This window comes from Seonamhaeicola maritimus, assembly GCF_008056315.1.
GTDB classification, from domain to species: domain Bacteria; phylum Bacteroidota; class Bacteroidia; order Flavobacteriales; family Flavobacteriaceae; genus Seonamhaeicola; species Seonamhaeicola maritimus.
Map to the genome: position 1 here is coordinate 181,930 of NZ_VRKQ01000008.1, position 16,654 is coordinate 198,583.

Sequence of the window (16,654 nt, forward strand, 5' to 3'; positions counted from 1 at the left end):
GCATACTTTAAAAATGCCTTTTAAAATGAGTAAAAAATTCCTTTTAAGCACACTGTTAATACTTATAAGTATCACTTTTTTTAACGCCCAAGTATGGGAAAATACTAATGCCAATATTGACGATAGAGTTGAAGACTTATTGTCTAAAATGACTTTGGATGAAAAAATAAGTTATTGTGGATCGCGTATACCTGAAATAGAGCGTTTAGGTGTTCCGTTTTTTGAATGGTACGGAGAAGCACTTCACGGACTAAAAGCATGGAATTGTACACAATTTCCTCAAAATATAGCTATGGGGTCTACTTGGAATCCAGATTTAATGTTTGATGTAGCAACTGCAATATCCAATGAGGCTAGAGCTTTAAAAAACTTAGGTCAAAAAGAGGTAATGATGTTTGCACCAACTGTTAATATGGCAAGAGATCCGCGCTGGGGAAGGAACGAGGAATGTTATAGTGAAGATCCTTTTCTAATGTCTGAAATTGCACGGATGTATATTCGAGGTATGCAAGGTAACGATCCCAACTATGTAAAAACAGTGACTACTGTTAAACATTATGTTGCTAACAATGTGGATACTCGTAGAGAATTCAGTCACTCATTAGTTAGAATGAAAGATTTATACGAGTATTATTTTCCAGCTTACAAAACCTGTATTGTAGATGAAGAGGCAACAGGTATTATGACGGGCTTAAATGGCTTAAACGGTATTCCATGTTCTGCACATGATTGGTTAGTAAATGGAGTATTGCGCAACGAATGGGGGTTTGAAGGTTATGTAATAGCAGATTGGGCAGCGATTCAAGGTGTAGAGAAACGGTTAAGATATGCGCAAACCCAGGAGGAAGCAGCAGCCATGGCTATAAAAGCGGGAGTAGATCAGGAGTGTTTTAGGCATAAAACTAAATCAGCTCCCTTTGTGAAAGCGCTTAAACCTGCCATTGAACAAGGGTTGTTGACAGAGGAAGAATTAGATGTTTCAGTTAGAAGACTTTTAAGACTTCGATTTATGACCGGTGATTTTGATGACCCTTCTCTTAACCCTTATTCTAAAATACCAAAAAGTGTTTTGGAATGTGATACGCATAAGCAATTGGCATTAAAAGCTGCGGAACAGTCTATTGTCCTATTAAAGAATGATGATTTATTACCACTAAAGAAAGACATTAGTAAGTTAGCGGTTATTGGTCCTTTTGCAAATCGATGCTGGTTAGGGATTTATTCCGGTAATCCTAAAAGTAAAATATCGCCTCTTGAGGGTATTCAAAAAAGTGCAACTGGTGAAGTTAGTTTCGCTGAAGGTTGCTCGGTTACAGGAGATGCTGATGATCAACAAAAAATAGATGAAGCGGTAGCCTTAGCTAAAAATTCCGAATATGTTATTTTGGTAGTAGGTAATGACGAGTCTACGGCTACAGAAACAAGAGATAGAATGTCTTTAAAGCTACCAGGGAAACAACACCAGCTTATTAAAGCAGTTCAAGCTGTGAATAAAAATGTAATTCTGGTTTTAGTACCAAGTGGTTCTACTTCCATAGGTTGGGAACAGGAAAATATCCCAGGTATTATTTGTGCATGGCCTAACGGACAAGAACAAGGAACAGCATTGGCAAATGTTTTGTTTGGAGACATAAACCCTGGAGGTAAACTTAGTACGGCTTGGGTTAAATCTGAAAAAGATTTACCACATATGCACGACTATAACGTCTTAACTTGGAAAGATGATTACGGACCAGAAACAGGACGCACCTACATGTATTCTAAAGTGGAACCATTATATCCATTTGGTTTCGGTTTAAGTTACACCAAGTTTGAGATTAATGATCTTAAAGTTAGTAAAAGTAATATAAAAGCTTTGGAAGATGTTGTTGTTACTGCCAAGGTTTCTAATGTGGGTGAAATGGACGGAGACGAAATTATACAGGTATATGTTCGTGATGTAGAATCGTCAGGAATAGTGGCGACTAAGGCACTTAAAGGATTTAAGCGTTTACATATTCCAGCTGGAGAAACTAGAACCGTTTCTATCGAATTACCTTATGAAGCATTTTCGCATTATAATACCAATTCAAAACAATTTGAGGTGGAGGCAGGTGATTTTGAGATTATGCTCGGGCAGTCTAGCCAGAAAATAGTAGCAGTAAAAACGATTAAGGTTGATAAAGGATTGATACCTCAAATTCGTGTTGGGCAAAAGAGTGGTTATTTTGATGCAGCCGATGAGAATCGAACAAAAAAATGGGATTACTTATATGAAGATGATGCATTTAATAATAACAAAAACAATGAAAGTGATGATGCATTTGATTGGGTTGAGTATGAAATTGTATTTATTGACCCTGGAGTTTATGTGAGTTTCTGGGATGCAGAATTGAGTTTTTCTGATGCAAGTAAAGAAGCCATTATTGTTACTTCCATGGAAGGTGTTGAAATTGATTCGTATACGATATTGAACAATCAGCGTAAGCTTCAAATAAGGATTCCTATTCCACCAGAATACGGGAAGCCGGTTCGCCTTAAAATTAAAACCGTCAATGGTGAAGTGAAACATAAATCCATTAAAATTATGCCTCCAGGAAATAAAAAACCTTTTGTAATTTCAGAGATCGTAGAGAAGTCAAATTAGTCTTAATTTTCAAATATACAGATTAAGGTTTATTAGGATTGAGCCCAAAGGTATCTTTTATAAGATGCTTTTGGGTTTCATTTTTTAGCAATATGAAATGAGTAGAATTAATTTATAACCCTATTTCTGAACGCTTATTTTTTTCTGAACGCATAGATTGTTAAATTTGAGAATATCAATGAATTTATGCGCTACAAAGAATATAACGTTAATAAGGTTTTAGAAAAGTGCCTTAGGCTTTTTTGGGAACATGGCTTTAGAGGCTGTTCTGTAAAGGATATTGTTGAGGCTACTGGTGTAAACAGGTTTTCTCTTTATCATGAATTTCAAGATAAAAATGGCATACTTTATAATACGCTTAAACTTTATAGAGAGCGTTATGTTAGTGATAAATTCAAAATTCTTGAAGAAGAAGGACATCCAAAAGAAGTGTTGACCAAATTTTATTTAAGTTTTCTTAATGAGGCTAATTTACAACATGGGTGCTTTTTTATTCATATCGGAACCGAATTAGCTGATACAGATGAAAATGTTAATGTATTAGTAAAATCTTATCTTGGTGAGATAGAGTCTCTTTTACAAAAACTTTTAGGCAAGTATCCAACTACTAAGAATCAAGCAAAGTTTTGCGCAAGACATTTGGTAGGGTTGTTTTGTACGACCATGAGTTTTTGTTTGATACATTCTGAAACGGAAAGAAATAATCATATTTCTAACGGAATTGAAGTTATATTAAGTAAAAATAAAAATTATGCCACAAGCACTTAATCAAACATACGAAGAATTAGTATTTAAGGCCCAATCATTATTTTGGAAACAAGGATATAAAGGTGTGAATGCAAAAGAACTTGCCAATCACCTAGATGTAAGCATGTCTACCATTTATAATAAGTATACAAAAGACATGTTGTTCATAGACTCCATTGAATATTACATGAACACCTATTCAGATCCTTTTTTAAGTCAGTTAAGAGCTTCTAAAGAAGGCTTAATATCTTTAAAAGACTTTTTCTATGCTTTAATTGAAGCTCTGTTAGATAAAACATTTCCAAGAAGTTGTTTAATGGTGAATACGGTTGTTGAAATGCGTAATGAAAATCAAGATGTAATTAATTTATATCAACGGTATTTTGATGCCTTGGTAAATAGTTACAAGGTAGTTTTAGAAAAAGCTATAGAATTGGGTCAAATAAAACATCCAGAGAAGAAAGATGATTATGCCCGCTTTCTATTAGGTGTTATATTTAGCTTGAGTATCTTATATAAAATCAATGATAAAGAAAGCTTACAAAACTTCATTGATGAGCGCCTCTCATTTATAGTTTAGTTTATTTCGGAACGGTTTTTTTTATTCCCTTCTATTGCTGAAATACATTTGTAATAGAATGTTTAACCAATAAAATATAGAAACCATGACAGAAGTAGTAGTAAGTAAACAAATTAAGGTAGAAGCCGTTAATGCTTGGAATAAATTAGCATCTTTTAGAGGAATAGAAGAAATCTCCCCAATTGAAAAATCAATTACCGAAGGTGAAGGAGCTGGTGCAACACGTACTTGTTATTTGCCAGATGGTGCTGCAATTCATGAAGTATTAAATAAAGTGGATAACAATACCATGGAAATGGAATATAAAATTACGGAAGGTCCATTTCCTGTTGAAGGCTATGTGAGTACAATTAAAGTTGAAGGGGTTGATAAAAGTAGTTGTAAAGTGACATGGGGATGCGAATTTGAAACACTTTCTGAAAACGAACAAGCCATGAGTGAATTGTTTGGAGGTTTTTACAATGTTATTATTGATAATTTAGAAAGCGCACTTCAAAACTAGAATTACATATTTAAGAGGATTAAATAAAAGAGCTGCTATTTGTGGCTCTTTTATTTTATTAATCCTAAAAAATCCTTTAATATAGGGTTTCTATTGTTTTTATTCCAAACTACAGAGAGCGTTGTTTTCTGTTTTATTTTTTTTAACTCAATAAACTTTATGTTATTATTGTTGGTAATAGCCAATGATTTTGGAACTATTGAAATACCAAAACCGTTTTCAACCAGCTTATAAATGGAGCCTGCGTGAATGGTGTTATGAGATACTATTGGAGCGAAACCACTATCATCAAAAATTTGCATCACTTTTTCATAATATGAAGCACTATATTTTGGGTCGAATAAGATGAATGATTCATCCTTTAATTTTGATAAATCTTTAATGTTTTCAAAATCCATTTTATGTGTATTGGGCAATACCAGACAAAACGATTCTTTTAAAATTGGTTTAATTTCTAATCCTATAGGTACACGTTCTAGTCGTACAAAGCCTAAATCAAAATCAAAGGACAATAATTCTTGAATTTGAGTTTCGTTATCTAATTCTTTTAAACTGAAAACGACATTGGGGTGTTCTTCTTCAAAATCTAATAATAAATTAGGAATGATTTGTTGCATCGCAGACCCCACATAACCCAATTTCAGGTCGCCTTTTTTGCCGTCATTTAACAACTTAGCATGTTCTAAAGTCTGGTCTAGGCTTTTAAGGGTAAGTTTCAATTCTTTTTTTAGGTAAGCTCCAGCTTTGGTTAGAACAACTTTACGGTTGTGTCTTTCAAACAGGGTAACCCCCAAATCATCTTCCATTTGTTTGATTTGTCGACTCAATCCAGGTTGTGAAATATATAGTCTTTCGGCTGCACGCCTAAAGTGTAATTCCTCGGCAACCGCTAAAAAATATTTAAGATGTCTTAATTCTAATTGATTACTCATAGTTATCAATAAGTGACAAAGATAGTCTTTTTAAGCATTAAATTTAAGAATAACTTTGAGGGAAGAAAATGAACATAGATTATGAGTTTTAAATACGGAATTGATACACTTACGGTAGATAAAGTCTTGGATATAGCGAATGGTAAACTTGTGGCTGAAATTACTTCGGAAGCCAAGGAAAAAGTGTTGGCCTGTAGGCAGAAGGTGGAAGATATGGCGAACGGTGATAAGCCTGTTTATGGTATTAATACAGGTTTTGGTCCTCTTTGTGAAGTGCAGATTACTCCAGAAGAAACCAAGACATTACAGAGGAATTTGTTGCTGACACATGCTGTTGGGGTTGGAAATCCAATTGATAAAAAGTTGTCTAAAATTATGATGATATGCAAGGTGCACGCATTATGTCAAGGATTTTCTGGCGTTCGATTAGAACTGATTAAGCGTATTATTTATTTTATTGAAAATGATTTAGTGCCTGTAGTGCCAGAACAAGGTTCAGTTGGGGCGTCTGGAGATTTAGCGCCTTTATCCCATTTGTTTTTACCATTAATTGGTGCCGGTGAATTTTGGGTTGATGATGATATAAAACCAGCTGCAATAGTTTTGGAACAGCATGGGGTTAAACCCATTGAACTTCATGCTAAAGAAGGACTTGGCTTAATTAATGGAACCCAATTCATTTTGGCACATACCATAGTTGGTCTAAATAAAATGCAATACTTATTAGATATGGCTGACGTTGCCGGTGCTATGAGCATTGAAGGGTATCAAGGAAGTTTTTCGCCATTTAAAGATGAACTTCATAGAATAAGGCCATATAAAGGCACAATTGAAGTAGCAGAACGTATGTTTATGTTGCTTTATAGGTCTCAAAACGTAGATTCTCATGAAAATTGTGGGCGCGTTCAAGATCCTTATTCTATGCGTTGCATTCCTCAAGTGCATGGAGCTTCAAGAAATGCGTATTATCATTTAAGTGAATTGGCTGAAATAGAAATGAATTCGGTAACAGATAACCCCATTGTATTAAGTGAAACCGAAGCTATATCTGGCGGTAATTTTCACGGGCAACCGTTAGCAATGGCATTAGATTATTGTTCAGTGGCCGCAGCAGAATTGGGGAATATTGCCGATAGAAGGTGTTATTTATTACTTGAAGGTAAGTACGGTTTGCCAAGATTATTAACCACTGGTGGAGGTGGATTAAATTCTGGGTTTATGATTCCTCAGTATACCACAGCAGCTTTGGTTTCAGAAAATAAATCATTGTGCTTTCCGTCATCGGCAGATAGTATACCAACCTCTTTAGGGCAAGAAGATCATGTGTCTATGGGTAGTATTTCCAGTAGAAAGTTTAATCAAATTCTTGGGAACTTAGAAAAAATATTGGCCATAGAATTGATGTATGGAGCCCAGGCTTTAGAGTTTAGAAGACCTAATACATTTTCAGATATTATAGAGGACAACTTCAGAATTATCAGAAGTAAGGTTCCAAAGTTAGAAGATGATAGAGCCTTAAAGGCAGATATAGATGCTATGATTGAACTGGTAAGAACCCAAGCGTTTAATTTAAGATAGGCCTTATGACATTTCAAGAACAGATATTACAAGGCATCCCAAAGGCGCTACCAACAAAAAAAGCATATCCTAAAGATGCCAACAGAGCGCCAAAAAGAAAGGATATTTTAACAGTAGAAGAAAAGCAATTGGCTATTAGAAATGCGCTGCGTTACTTTCCTAAAAGTTGGCATAACGAACTTGCCGAAGAATTCGCCAATGAGTTAAAAGAATTTGGTAGAATATATATGTACAGGTTTAAACCTGATTATAAAATATATGCGCGACCCATTTCGGAGTACCCAGCTAAATCCTTGCAAGCAGCTGCTATTATGGTTATGATTCAGAATAATTTGGATCCTGCTGTGGCGCAACATCCAGAAGAATTGATTACGTATGGAGGCAATGGGGCTGTGTTTCAAAATTGGGCGCAATATTTGTTAGTGATGCAATATTTAGCTACTATGACAGAAGACCAAACGCTACATATGTATTCTGGTCATCCTATGGGATTGTTTCCTTCGTCTAAAAATGCACCCAGAGTAGTAGTGACAAATGGTATGATGATTCCTAATTATTCAAAACCAGACGATTGGGAAAAATTCAATGCTTTAGGTGTAACGCAATACGGGCAAATGACAGCGGGTTCGTTTATGTATATTGGTCCGCAAGGGATTGTACACGGAACAACTATTACGGTTATGAATGCCTTCCGAAAAATTCTAAATAAAGATGAAAATTCCAACGGTAAAATCTTCTTAACAGCTGGGTTAGGAGGCATGAGTGGCGCGCAACCTAAAGCAGGAAATATTGCCGGTTGTATTACCATTGCTGCAGAGGTGAATCCTAAAGCAGCAACTAAACGTTGTGAGCAAGGTTGGGTAGATGTGTTGGTGGATAATTTAGACGATTTAGTAACTCGTGTAAAAAAGGCTCAATCCAAAAATGAAGTCGTTTCAATAGCCTATATTGGAAACGTTGTTGAGGTTTGGGAGCGTTTTTATGAAGACGATATTTTTATTCATGTGGGGTCAGATCAAACCTCGTTACATATCCCATGGACCGGTGGTTATTATCCAGTTGATGTGTCTTATGAAGAGTCAAACCGATTGATTAGTGAAGAACCGGAAGCTTTTAAACAAAAAGTTCAGGAATCTCTAAAAAGACATGCCCATGCCATAAATAAACATACAGCCAGAGGAACGTATTTCTTTGATTATGGTAATGCTTTTTTATTAGAAGCTTCCAGAGCGGGAGCCGATGTGATGGCTGAAAATGGCATCGATTTTAAATACCCATCATATGTACAAGATATTTTAGGACCCATGTGTTTTGATTATGGTTTTGGGCCATTCCGTTGGGTGTGTTTATCTGGAAAGTCTGAAGATTTAGACGCTACCGATGCTATTGCTGCCTGCGTGCTCCAGGAAATTATGGAGAATTCACCTGAGCAAATTCAATTGCAAATGCAAGACAATATCACTTGGATAAAAGACGCAAAAAACAACAAAATGGTGGTGGGATCTCAGGCTCGAATTTTATATGCTGATGCCGAAGGACGCTCAAAAATTGCACAAGCTTTTAATAAGGCTATCGCTGAAGGTAAGATTGGGCTAGTAGTTTTGGGTAGAGATCACCATGATGTAAGTGGAACTGATTCACCTTTTAGGGAAACCTCTAATATTTATGATGGCAGTAGGTTTACCGCGGACATGGCCATTCATAATGTTATTGGTGATAGCTTTAGAGGTGCTACTTGGGTGTCTATCCACAATGGTGGTGGCGTTGGTTGGGGCGAAGTCATCAATGGTGGTTTCGGTATGGTTTTAGACGGGAGCAAAGAAGCAGAAGAACGCTTGAAGAGCATGTTGTTTTATGATGTAAATAATGGAATAGCACGCAGAAGTTGGGCAAGAAATGATGAAGCCATATTCGCAATTAAACGAGAAATGGAAAGAACACCAAATTTAAAGGTAACTTTACCTAATTTAGTAGATGATACTATTCTAAATAATCTGTTTTAATGGCTACCCTTTTTAAGAATATAAAAGAATTGCTTCAGGTAAGAACTGAACCGGTCAAGTTTGTTTCAGGTAAAGAGATGAACATTATACCTACAATTAAAGATGCTTTTTTACTAGTTGAAAATGGTTTGATTTCAGATTTTGGAAGTATGCGTGATTGTCCTAGCAGTAATTTTGACGAAGTTATTGATTGTACTGGAAAAATGGTAATGCCTGCTTGGTGTGATTCACATACACATATGGTTTATGCCGGAAACCGAGAAAGTGAATTTGTTGATAGAATTAATGGGTTGACATATGAAGAAATAGCCAATAGAGGAGGTGGTATTTTAAATTCTGCTAAAACACTGCAAGAGACGTCTGAGGATGATTTATATAATCAAAGTAAAGTAAGACTAGAAGAAATTATCAAGTTGGGAACTGGTGCAGTGGAAATAAAATCGGGTTATGGGTTAACCTTAGAAGCTGAATTAAAAATGCTACGAGTGATTAAACGTTTAAAAGAGAACTATTCCATAGAAATTAAAGCTACTTTTCTGGGGGCACATGCGTTACCTAAAGAATTTAAGAATACTTCTGATTACATAGATTATGTAATTGAGGCAATTTTGCCAATAGTTGCCAAAGAAAATCTAGCCGAATACATTGATGTGTTTTGTGAAACGGGCTACTTTTCGGTGGAAGATACCAACCGTATTTTAGAAGCAGGAAAGCAATACGGATTTACACCTAAAATTCATGTCAATCAATTTACAGCTATAGGTGGTGTACAGGCCGGTGTAAAACATAATGCTTTATCTGTTGACCATTTGGAAGAAATGCGAGATGTTGACATAGAGGCTCTAAGGGGTTCTCAAACCATGCCTGTAGCTTTACCAGGTTGTTCTTATTTTTTGAGCATTCCATATACACCAGCGCGTAGGATAATTGATGCAGGTTTACCGTTAGCATTAGCTACGGATTATAATCCCGGTTCCGCACCATCAGGTAATATGAACTTTGTGGTATCTACGGCTTGTGTAAAAATGAAAATGACGCCCGAAGAAGCTATTAATGCTTCTACTATTAATGGTGCTTACGCCATGGGATTACAGGATAAAGTAGGTTCTATTACTAACGGCAAACTAGCTAATTTAATTTTAACAAAACCAATAAACTCTTTTGGTTTTATCCCTTATAGTTTTGGCGAGAATCATATTGAAAGTATTTTTTTGGCAGGTGAAGATTAACCTTTTGGTTTAGGATTAAACTTAAGTATTTTTTTTATACACTGTTATATGTAGTTTTATAAGTAAATTATTCTAGAAACAATTTATGTTTTACTGGTGATAAGCTGCATTATGAGCCAAGGTGCCACCGCATGTTCCACAATTGCCAGCAGTTCCAGATCCTCCAACACATCCTTTACCACAGGTGTAATGCCATACTCCAGCTGTATTTTGGCTAGGATTGGAAACTGGGGAATTAGGAGGAATAGCGTAAGGAGAAGAAGAAGTTGGAGTGCTATTAGAATTAGAGTGATAAATTGAGTTATGAACTAAAAGACTTCCGCAATTACCGCAATTAACAGCTGACCCAGCACCTCCAGCACAACCTTTGAGGCAGGTATAGTGCCAGACTCCTCTTTCATTTTGAGAGGGCTCAGCATTTGCTGGTTTAGGAGTTGTAGCATTTAGGGGGGCGGTGGGATCTGAAACTTTTAATGATTTTACAGTTTCTTGTTTTGGTTTTTTAGATTTTTCATTACAGGAATAGAAAGAAATGACAAAACTGAATAATAATATAGCAAAGATCTTAAAGTATTTCATAAGGGTGTTTTTTAAGTTTATGATGTATAAGGGAAGATAATTTAATTTTTTTATCACATGGTTTTAAATGATTATTATTCATAAATTATCAAATTGGGTGCAACGTATTTGTGTTTTGGTCAGTTGCCTTGACTAGCACTAAATTAGTAAATAGAAAACAAACTTTGGGAATATCCGAAGGATTTTCAGAAGTAAGTGAGAACAACCAATTACCTATAGTCAGTATACCATTGTTTTATTTCTTTAAATCCCAACCCTAATATAGCTCAGTAACTTGTTTGTTCTTACTCTAGTATCAACGATAAAAAGATTGCATTCAAATCAATCAATATCACCCCCAACTTGCAAACCGCTAGGGACATGTTCAGGAACAGTCTTGTCAAAAGTATCATCATTCAATGTGTTTAAGAATGAAATGATAAGTGACATGTCTTTAACCTTTACCGTAAGGTTTTGAGCCAGAGTATCAATTTGGGTTGTTTCAATATGCGGATTTCTAGATTTTTTAAAACTCAGATCTTCGTAAAATTCCAATACTTTTTCTAGTGAAGCCAAAGTGCCATTGTGCATATAGGGTGCGGTGAATCTGAGGTTTCTTAGGGTGGGGGTTCTAAAAGCAAATTGTGCTTCGAACCCAGTATCAATACTATCTAGTTTTTTATTTTCAGGTACACTCAATACATGCATTTTAAAATCAGAAAACATGGGTCCGTTATGACAATTTATACAGCCTACTTTTTTAAAGAGTTCAAACCCTTCTTTTTCTGCTAATGAAATAGCGGATTCATCACCACGCATGTATTTGTCAAAATCTGAATTATTGGTAACTAACGTTCTTTCGTATGCAGCAATGGCTTTTCCAATATTTTCAGAAGCAATGGGCTCATCTTCTTCAAACACATTTTCAAACAAGGTTTGATATTCCGGGATAGCTTTTAGGCGTTTAACTACTTCGTTAAGTATTTCGGTATCCGAAAAATGTGTTCCGCGCATTTCTTCTAAAGCCTTAATAGGTTCTAAAGCTTGATCTTCTAAACTATTCACTCTGGAGTCCCAAAACATAGGTGCGTCTTCTGGACTATAATGATTAGACATGTTGATGCCGTTATAAGCAGTATTTAAAACGGTATGTGCATTTCGTTTTACAAAGGGAATATCGTTTGGTTGTTTGAATTCTCTCTTGTTTCCAAAACCTTGACCATTAACACCAATGGAAATGTCTCTAAACTCAGCGTATCCATTTTTTGGATGGTGACAGGTAGCACAGGCTACGTCTTTATTGCCAGATAAAATGGGGTCAAAAAACAATAACCTTCCCAAGTCTACTTTCTCCTTGGTGGTTGGGTTGTTGTTAGGTGATTTAATAGTTTTTGGTAAGGCACTTACCCTTACTTTAGTTTGAGCAATTTCAACCAATGTGTTTTTCTTGTTTTTGCAATTGAAAAAACAAAATGAGATTAAACCGATTAAAACAATTTTCTTAAACATAAATTCAAGCTACTTTTCAGCTTTATAATCCGGGTTTGAGCTCGGGTACTTTGCATTTACAGATTTCTGAAGGTTATGTAATCTGTTTTGTAAAGCTATTACTTTTTCAGGTTCTTTTAATGATAAATCGTTTGTTTCGGAAATATCATCTTTTAAATTATACAATTCTAAAGTTTCAGAATCATAAAACTCAATTAATTTCCAATCACCTTGACGGATAGCGGCTCCCGGTGCCCAACCACTACCGTGGTAATGCGGATAATGCCAGAAGATTTCTTTTCTTTCAATAGGGCCATTGTTAACTAAAATAGGGCTCAAATCTACACCATCAATTTCTATGGTTGCATCAATTTCTATGTCTGCCATGGAGAGCAAAGTGGGAAAAAAATCATGGCTTACAACAGGTTCATTAATAACTTTGTCTTTAACCGCATAATGAGAAGGTTTAATTAATAATGGCACCCTTATGCCTCCTTCATATAACCAGCCTTTTCCTGCTCTTAAGGGTTCTATAGAGGTAGGGCCTTTTCTTTTGCCTGTATTTAAAACGGTTGATAGCCCACCATTATCCGAAGTAAAAATCAATGTTGTGTTATCATATAATTCTTGTTCTTTCAATTTGGCAACCAGTTTTCCAATGTTTTTATCCAGAGCATACACCATAGAAGCGTAATCAGCATTATGTTGTTTTAGCGTTGTGACACCTCTTCCTTCTTCTCGAAAATCAGGCTCTGATAGTTTTATATTTTTAAACTTCTCAACATATTGTTTGTTGGCTTGAATAGGGGTGTGAACCGTGTAATAACTCAAGTATAAAAGAAATGGGTCATTATCCACAGATTCTATAAAATTGATAGTTTCATTTGTTAACCTATCGGTTAAATATTCTCCTTTTGGGCCGTCAGAGATTTTAGGGTTTTTATAAGGTGAGTAATAACCTCCGGGAGGACTTCCTTTATGATGTCCGCCTATATTAATATCGAACCCTTGTTCTTCAGGATAATAGCCTTCATCACCCAAGTGCCATTTTCCAGCGAAAAAGGTCTTGTATCCATGGGTTTTAAAAGCTTTAGCTATGGTAGTTTCTTTAAGTGGTAATTCGTTTAAAATGTCTGGTCCAACAAGTTTTTCAGTTGTTTTAGGAACAAATCCTGGAATCCAATCGGTTATATTCAATCTTGCAGGGTGTTTTCCGGTCATAATAGCGGCTCTGGTTGGAGAACAAATAGAGGCCGATGCATAGGCGTTTGTAAATTGAATGCTTTCCTTACATAAGGCGTCAATATTTGGAGATTCATAAAAGGAACTTCCGGAATAGCCTAAATCTGTCCAACCTAAATCGTCAACTAATATGAATACGAAATTTTGCTTTTTTTTAGTACACGATGAAAGAACTATTAACAGGAGGATTAGAGTTAGAACGTATTTCTGCATAATTAATTTCCGGACTGCTTGTTTTTAAACTTCTCAAAATCTGATGCTGTTTCAACTTTTGGAAAACTATTATTTTTAGTATTGGTGTCAGCAAATTCAAAATTAGGGTCTAAATTAACTTTTGACACTTCCTTTTCTTTAACAAAAGTGTGTTTGATTTCGTATTCATTTCTTCGCCAAATTTCGGCTGGTAATCGGTCTATTGCTTTTGTGCCATCAGCAAAAACCCATTCAATTGTTACAGGCATTACTAATCCGCCTTTATTTTTAATAGTAACTTCATAAATATTTTTGCCAGATAGTTGTTTTCTAACCTCAGACTCATCAAGTCTTGATAAAAAACCGCCATATGAAGCATCTGGTGTTGAGGTCATATTAATAGTTTTTGGCCCGTTAGAAAAATCTTTGGCTGAAGCTTCAGTGCTTTTCCCGTCTGCTTCAATTTTTAATTTGGCAGATTGATTTTGGTCTTCAATATTACTATGCTCTTCGTAAACCTTAAACCATTTTACGTCACTTAACTCCATGTCAACATTGTCGGTAGTAAAAAACCACCCTCTATAAAACCAATCTAAGTCAACGGCGGTGGCATCTTCTAGGGTTCTGAATAAATCTCCTGGATTTGGGTGTTTGTATTTCCAACGGTTAGCATATTCCTTGAATGCCTCATCAAATAATTCTTTTCCTATGATAGAATTTCTAAGCATTTGTAAACCAACGGTTGGTTTTAAATAAAAATTAGCTCCAAACTGACTCATTAGTTCGCTATCTGAAGTTGTCATGATTGGACGCAAGATATTTTTATCACCACTCATAAAGGGAACAATGCTATTAGGAGTGGTACTGTTAAAATCTGGATATCTTTCTGCAACAGTTCTTTGGTGAAGAAAGGTGTTTAGTCCTTCATCCATCCACATCCATTTACGTTCGTCTGAACTTATAATCATTGGGAACCAATTATGCCCCACTTCATGAATAATAGTTCCTATCATTCCCGCTTTAGCACCATTACTCATTTTGCCATTTTTTGGACGCCCACCATTAAAACTAATCATTGGAAATTCCATGCCAATATTAGATGTGTTTACGGAGATACAAACAGGGTATGGGTAGTCAAAAGTAGCTTCGGAATAAACTTCTAAAGCATGCATAATGGCTTTGGTAGATTCTTCTTTCCAAACGGGTAAGCCTTCTTTAGGGTAAAATGACATAGCCATAACCGTGTTGGTTGGTAATTTTACGTTTTGAGCATCCCAAAGGAATTTTCTAGATGATGCGAAGGCAAAATCACGAACATTTTCAGCTTTAAATTTCCAAGTTTTTTTCTTGTTTGATTTTTCTTTTTCGTTGATTAGGGCTTCTTCTTTGGTAATAATCATTACGGGTTTGTCAAATGATTTTTCGGCCTCTTTCAATCGATTCCTTTGTTTTTTTGTTAAAACCGATTCTGGATTTTGTAAAGCCCCAGTAGATGCGACAGCATGATCTGAAGGTACGGTGATTTCAACCTCATAATCTCCAAATTCTAATGCAAATTCTCCTAATTTTTGAAACTGCTGATTTTGCCAACCTTCAGTATCATTATAAACCGCCATTCTTGGAAACCAATGGGCAATTAAGTAAACCGTATTGTCATCTTCAGGGAAATATTCGTAGCCTTCTCTAGAAAGCAAATACATACTGCGGTCTGTGATATGATAGGACCAAGCAATGCTCAAAACAGTTGATTCTCCAGATTTCAGAGGTTGATTAAGCTTAACTTTCATCATGGTATTGTTTACCATAGTTTTTAAGTTGTTATCACCTTCATCTTTCACATATTTAATGGTGTAACCAGCTGGAAAGTTGATAGCTCTTGTAAGGAATTGCATTTGGCGGGCACTCATGCCATCTGTAATATTATTATTTATAGAACCAAAATCTTCATTGCCCTTTTTATTTACATTTTGCTCAAGCTGAATCCATAAATAACTTAAATCATCTGGAGAATTGTTGTAATAAGTGATGGTTTCCTCCCCAGAAAGGGTATTGTTTGCTTCGTCTAATTCGGCTTTAATTTTGTAATCAGCCCGTTGTTGCCAATAATCTTTTCCAGGAGCACCACTTGCTGTTCTGTAGGTGTTGGGTGGAGAAATCATATTATCTATAGGTTCAAACTTACCTTGCCAGGGCTGTGTTTGTGCACCTATATTGAATAAAAGGAATAGTGAAAATAATAATGATATTGAAATTCGCATAATAATTGAGTTAGTCAGATTCAAGAATTGCTCACAATATAGCAATTCTCGATAGTTATTTTTGCGAATACCCTTTATAAATTAACATATGGTTATGCTTTTGTAAAAAGGCTTAAATGTGAGAATTTATTGTTGTTAAAGGTCAAAGGGTTCAGTACCTTTGCAGCTTAAAATAGAGAAATATATGGCTAAGAAAAAAGACTTAACATTTGATGTTTTAATAGAAATACCTAAAGGGAGTAGAAATAAATATGAGTATGATTTTACACTGAATAAAATTCGTTTTGATCGTACTTTGTTTTCATCTATGATGTATCCGGGTGATTATGGTTTTATTCCTGAGACATTGGCTTTAGATCAAGATCCTTTAGATGTATTAGTACTGTCAACTGAGCCTTCTTACCCTATGGTAGTGATGGAAGTAAGACCGGTTGGTGTATTTCATATGACCGATGAAAAAGGGCCAGATGAGAAGATTATTTGTGTTCCTGTATCAGACCCCGTTTGGAGTCACAGGGCAGATATCTCACATTTAAACCCTCATAGATTAAAAGAAATAGAACATTTTTTCCAGGTTTATAAAGATTTAGAAGAGAAAAAAGTAGATGTTGGCGGTTGGGGAAATGCTGAGGAAGCGATTAAGATTTACCACCAATGTGTAAAACGCTATGAAGATAGTGAGCACAAGAAAAAGCGTACGTTTGTTATCTAATTATTAG

The 16,654-nt window shown here is 35.6% G+C and carries 13 protein-coding genes; 8 read left to right on the forward strand and 5 right to left on the reverse strand.

What is annotated here, in order from left to right:
- Nucleotides 1-25 precede the first annotated feature (25 nt).
- From FUA22_RS00785 to FUA22_RS00800, 4 genes are all read left to right on the forward strand, one after another.
- Nucleotides 26-2,626: a glycoside hydrolase family 3 C-terminal domain-containing protein gene (locus FUA22_RS00785; protein WP_170309812.1), complete on the forward strand. Its 2,601-nt coding sequence runs from the start codon at nt 26-28 to the stop codon at nt 2,624-2,626.
- Nucleotides 2,627-2,812: 186 nt separating this feature from the next.
- Nucleotides 2,813-3,394: a TetR/AcrR family transcriptional regulator gene (locus FUA22_RS00790; RefSeq protein ID WP_147765616.1), complete on the forward strand. Its 582-nt coding sequence runs from the start codon at nt 2,813-2,815 to the stop codon at nt 3,392-3,394.
- On the forward strand, nt 3,378-3,953 hold the full coding sequence (locus FUA22_RS00795; RefSeq protein WP_147765618.1) for a TetR/AcrR family transcriptional regulator: 576 nt from the start codon (nt 3,378-3,380) through the stop codon (nt 3,951-3,953). The genes FUA22_RS00790 and FUA22_RS00795 overlap by 17 nt, the downstream gene beginning before the upstream one ends.
- Nucleotides 3,954-4,038: 85 nt before the next feature.
- Nucleotides 4,039-4,455, forward strand: coding sequence for an SRPBCC family protein (locus tag FUA22_RS00800; RefSeq protein ID WP_147765619.1), 417 nt, complete (start codon nt 4,039-4,041; stop codon nt 4,453-4,455).
- Nucleotides 4,456-4,505: 50 nt separating this feature from the next.
- On the opposite strand, the gene FUA22_RS00805 is transcribed toward FUA22_RS00800, so the two are convergent.
- On the reverse strand, nt 4,506-5,387 hold the full coding sequence (locus FUA22_RS00805; protein ID WP_147765620.1) for a LysR family transcriptional regulator: 882 nt from the start codon (nt 5,385-5,387) through the stop codon (nt 4,506-4,508).
- Between the two features lie 81 nt (nt 5,388-5,468).
- Here FUA22_RS00805 and hutH point away from each other — a divergent pair, with 81 nt between their 5' ends.
- From hutH to hutI, 3 genes are read left to right on the forward strand one after another with little or no spacing between them, the layout of a single operon-like run.
- Nucleotides 5,469-6,965, forward strand: coding sequence for a histidine ammonia-lyase (hutH, locus tag FUA22_RS00810; protein ID WP_147765621.1), 1,497 nt, complete (start codon nt 5,469-5,471; stop codon nt 6,963-6,965).
- A 5-nt stretch (nt 6,966-6,970) separates the two neighbouring features.
- A complete protein-coding gene (locus FUA22_RS00815; protein ID WP_147765622.1) occupies nt 6,971-8,968 on the forward strand; it encodes a urocanate hydratase in 1,998 nt (665 codons plus the stop codon).
- Nucleotides 8,968-10,197: an imidazolonepropionase gene (gene hutI, locus FUA22_RS00820; RefSeq protein WP_147765623.1), complete on the forward strand. Its 1,230-nt coding sequence runs from the start codon at nt 8,968-8,970 to the stop codon at nt 10,195-10,197. Before FUA22_RS00815 ends, hutI begins: the two co-directional genes overlap by 1 nt.
- A 90-nt stretch (nt 10,198-10,287) precedes the next feature.
- On the opposite strand, the gene FUA22_RS00825 is transcribed toward hutI, so the two are convergent.
- The 4 genes from FUA22_RS00825 to FUA22_RS00840 all read right to left on the reverse strand — a co-directional run bounded on the left by FUA22_RS00825 (nt 10,288) and on the right by FUA22_RS00840 (nt 15,935).
- Entirely contained in the window at nt 10,288-10,776 is a 489-nt protein-coding gene (locus FUA22_RS00825) for a hypothetical protein (RefSeq protein ID WP_147765625.1), read from the reverse strand.
- Nucleotides 10,777-11,097: 321 nt separating this feature from the next.
- Nucleotides 11,098-12,264: a cytochrome-c peroxidase gene (locus FUA22_RS00830; protein ID WP_147765627.1), complete on the reverse strand. Its 1,167-nt coding sequence runs from the start codon at nt 12,262-12,264 to the stop codon at nt 11,098-11,100.
- A 9-nt stretch (nt 12,265-12,273) separates the two neighbouring features.
- Complete coding sequence (locus FUA22_RS00835; protein WP_147765629.1) at nt 12,274-13,698, reverse strand: sulfatase; 1,425 nt, start codon at nt 13,696-13,698, stop codon at nt 12,274-12,276.
- Nucleotides 13,699-13,700: 2 nt separating this feature from the next.
- On the reverse strand, nt 13,701-15,935 hold the full coding sequence (locus FUA22_RS00840; protein ID WP_147765632.1) for a M1 family metallopeptidase: 2,235 nt from the start codon (nt 15,933-15,935) through the stop codon (nt 13,701-13,703).
- A 184-nt stretch (nt 15,936-16,119) separates the two neighbouring features.
- Between FUA22_RS00840 and FUA22_RS00845 the strand changes: the two genes are divergently transcribed.
- Nucleotides 16,120-16,647: an inorganic diphosphatase gene (locus tag FUA22_RS00845; protein ID WP_147765634.1), complete on the forward strand. Its 528-nt coding sequence runs from the start codon at nt 16,120-16,122 to the stop codon at nt 16,645-16,647.
- Nucleotides 16,648-16,654 lie beyond the last annotated feature (7 nt).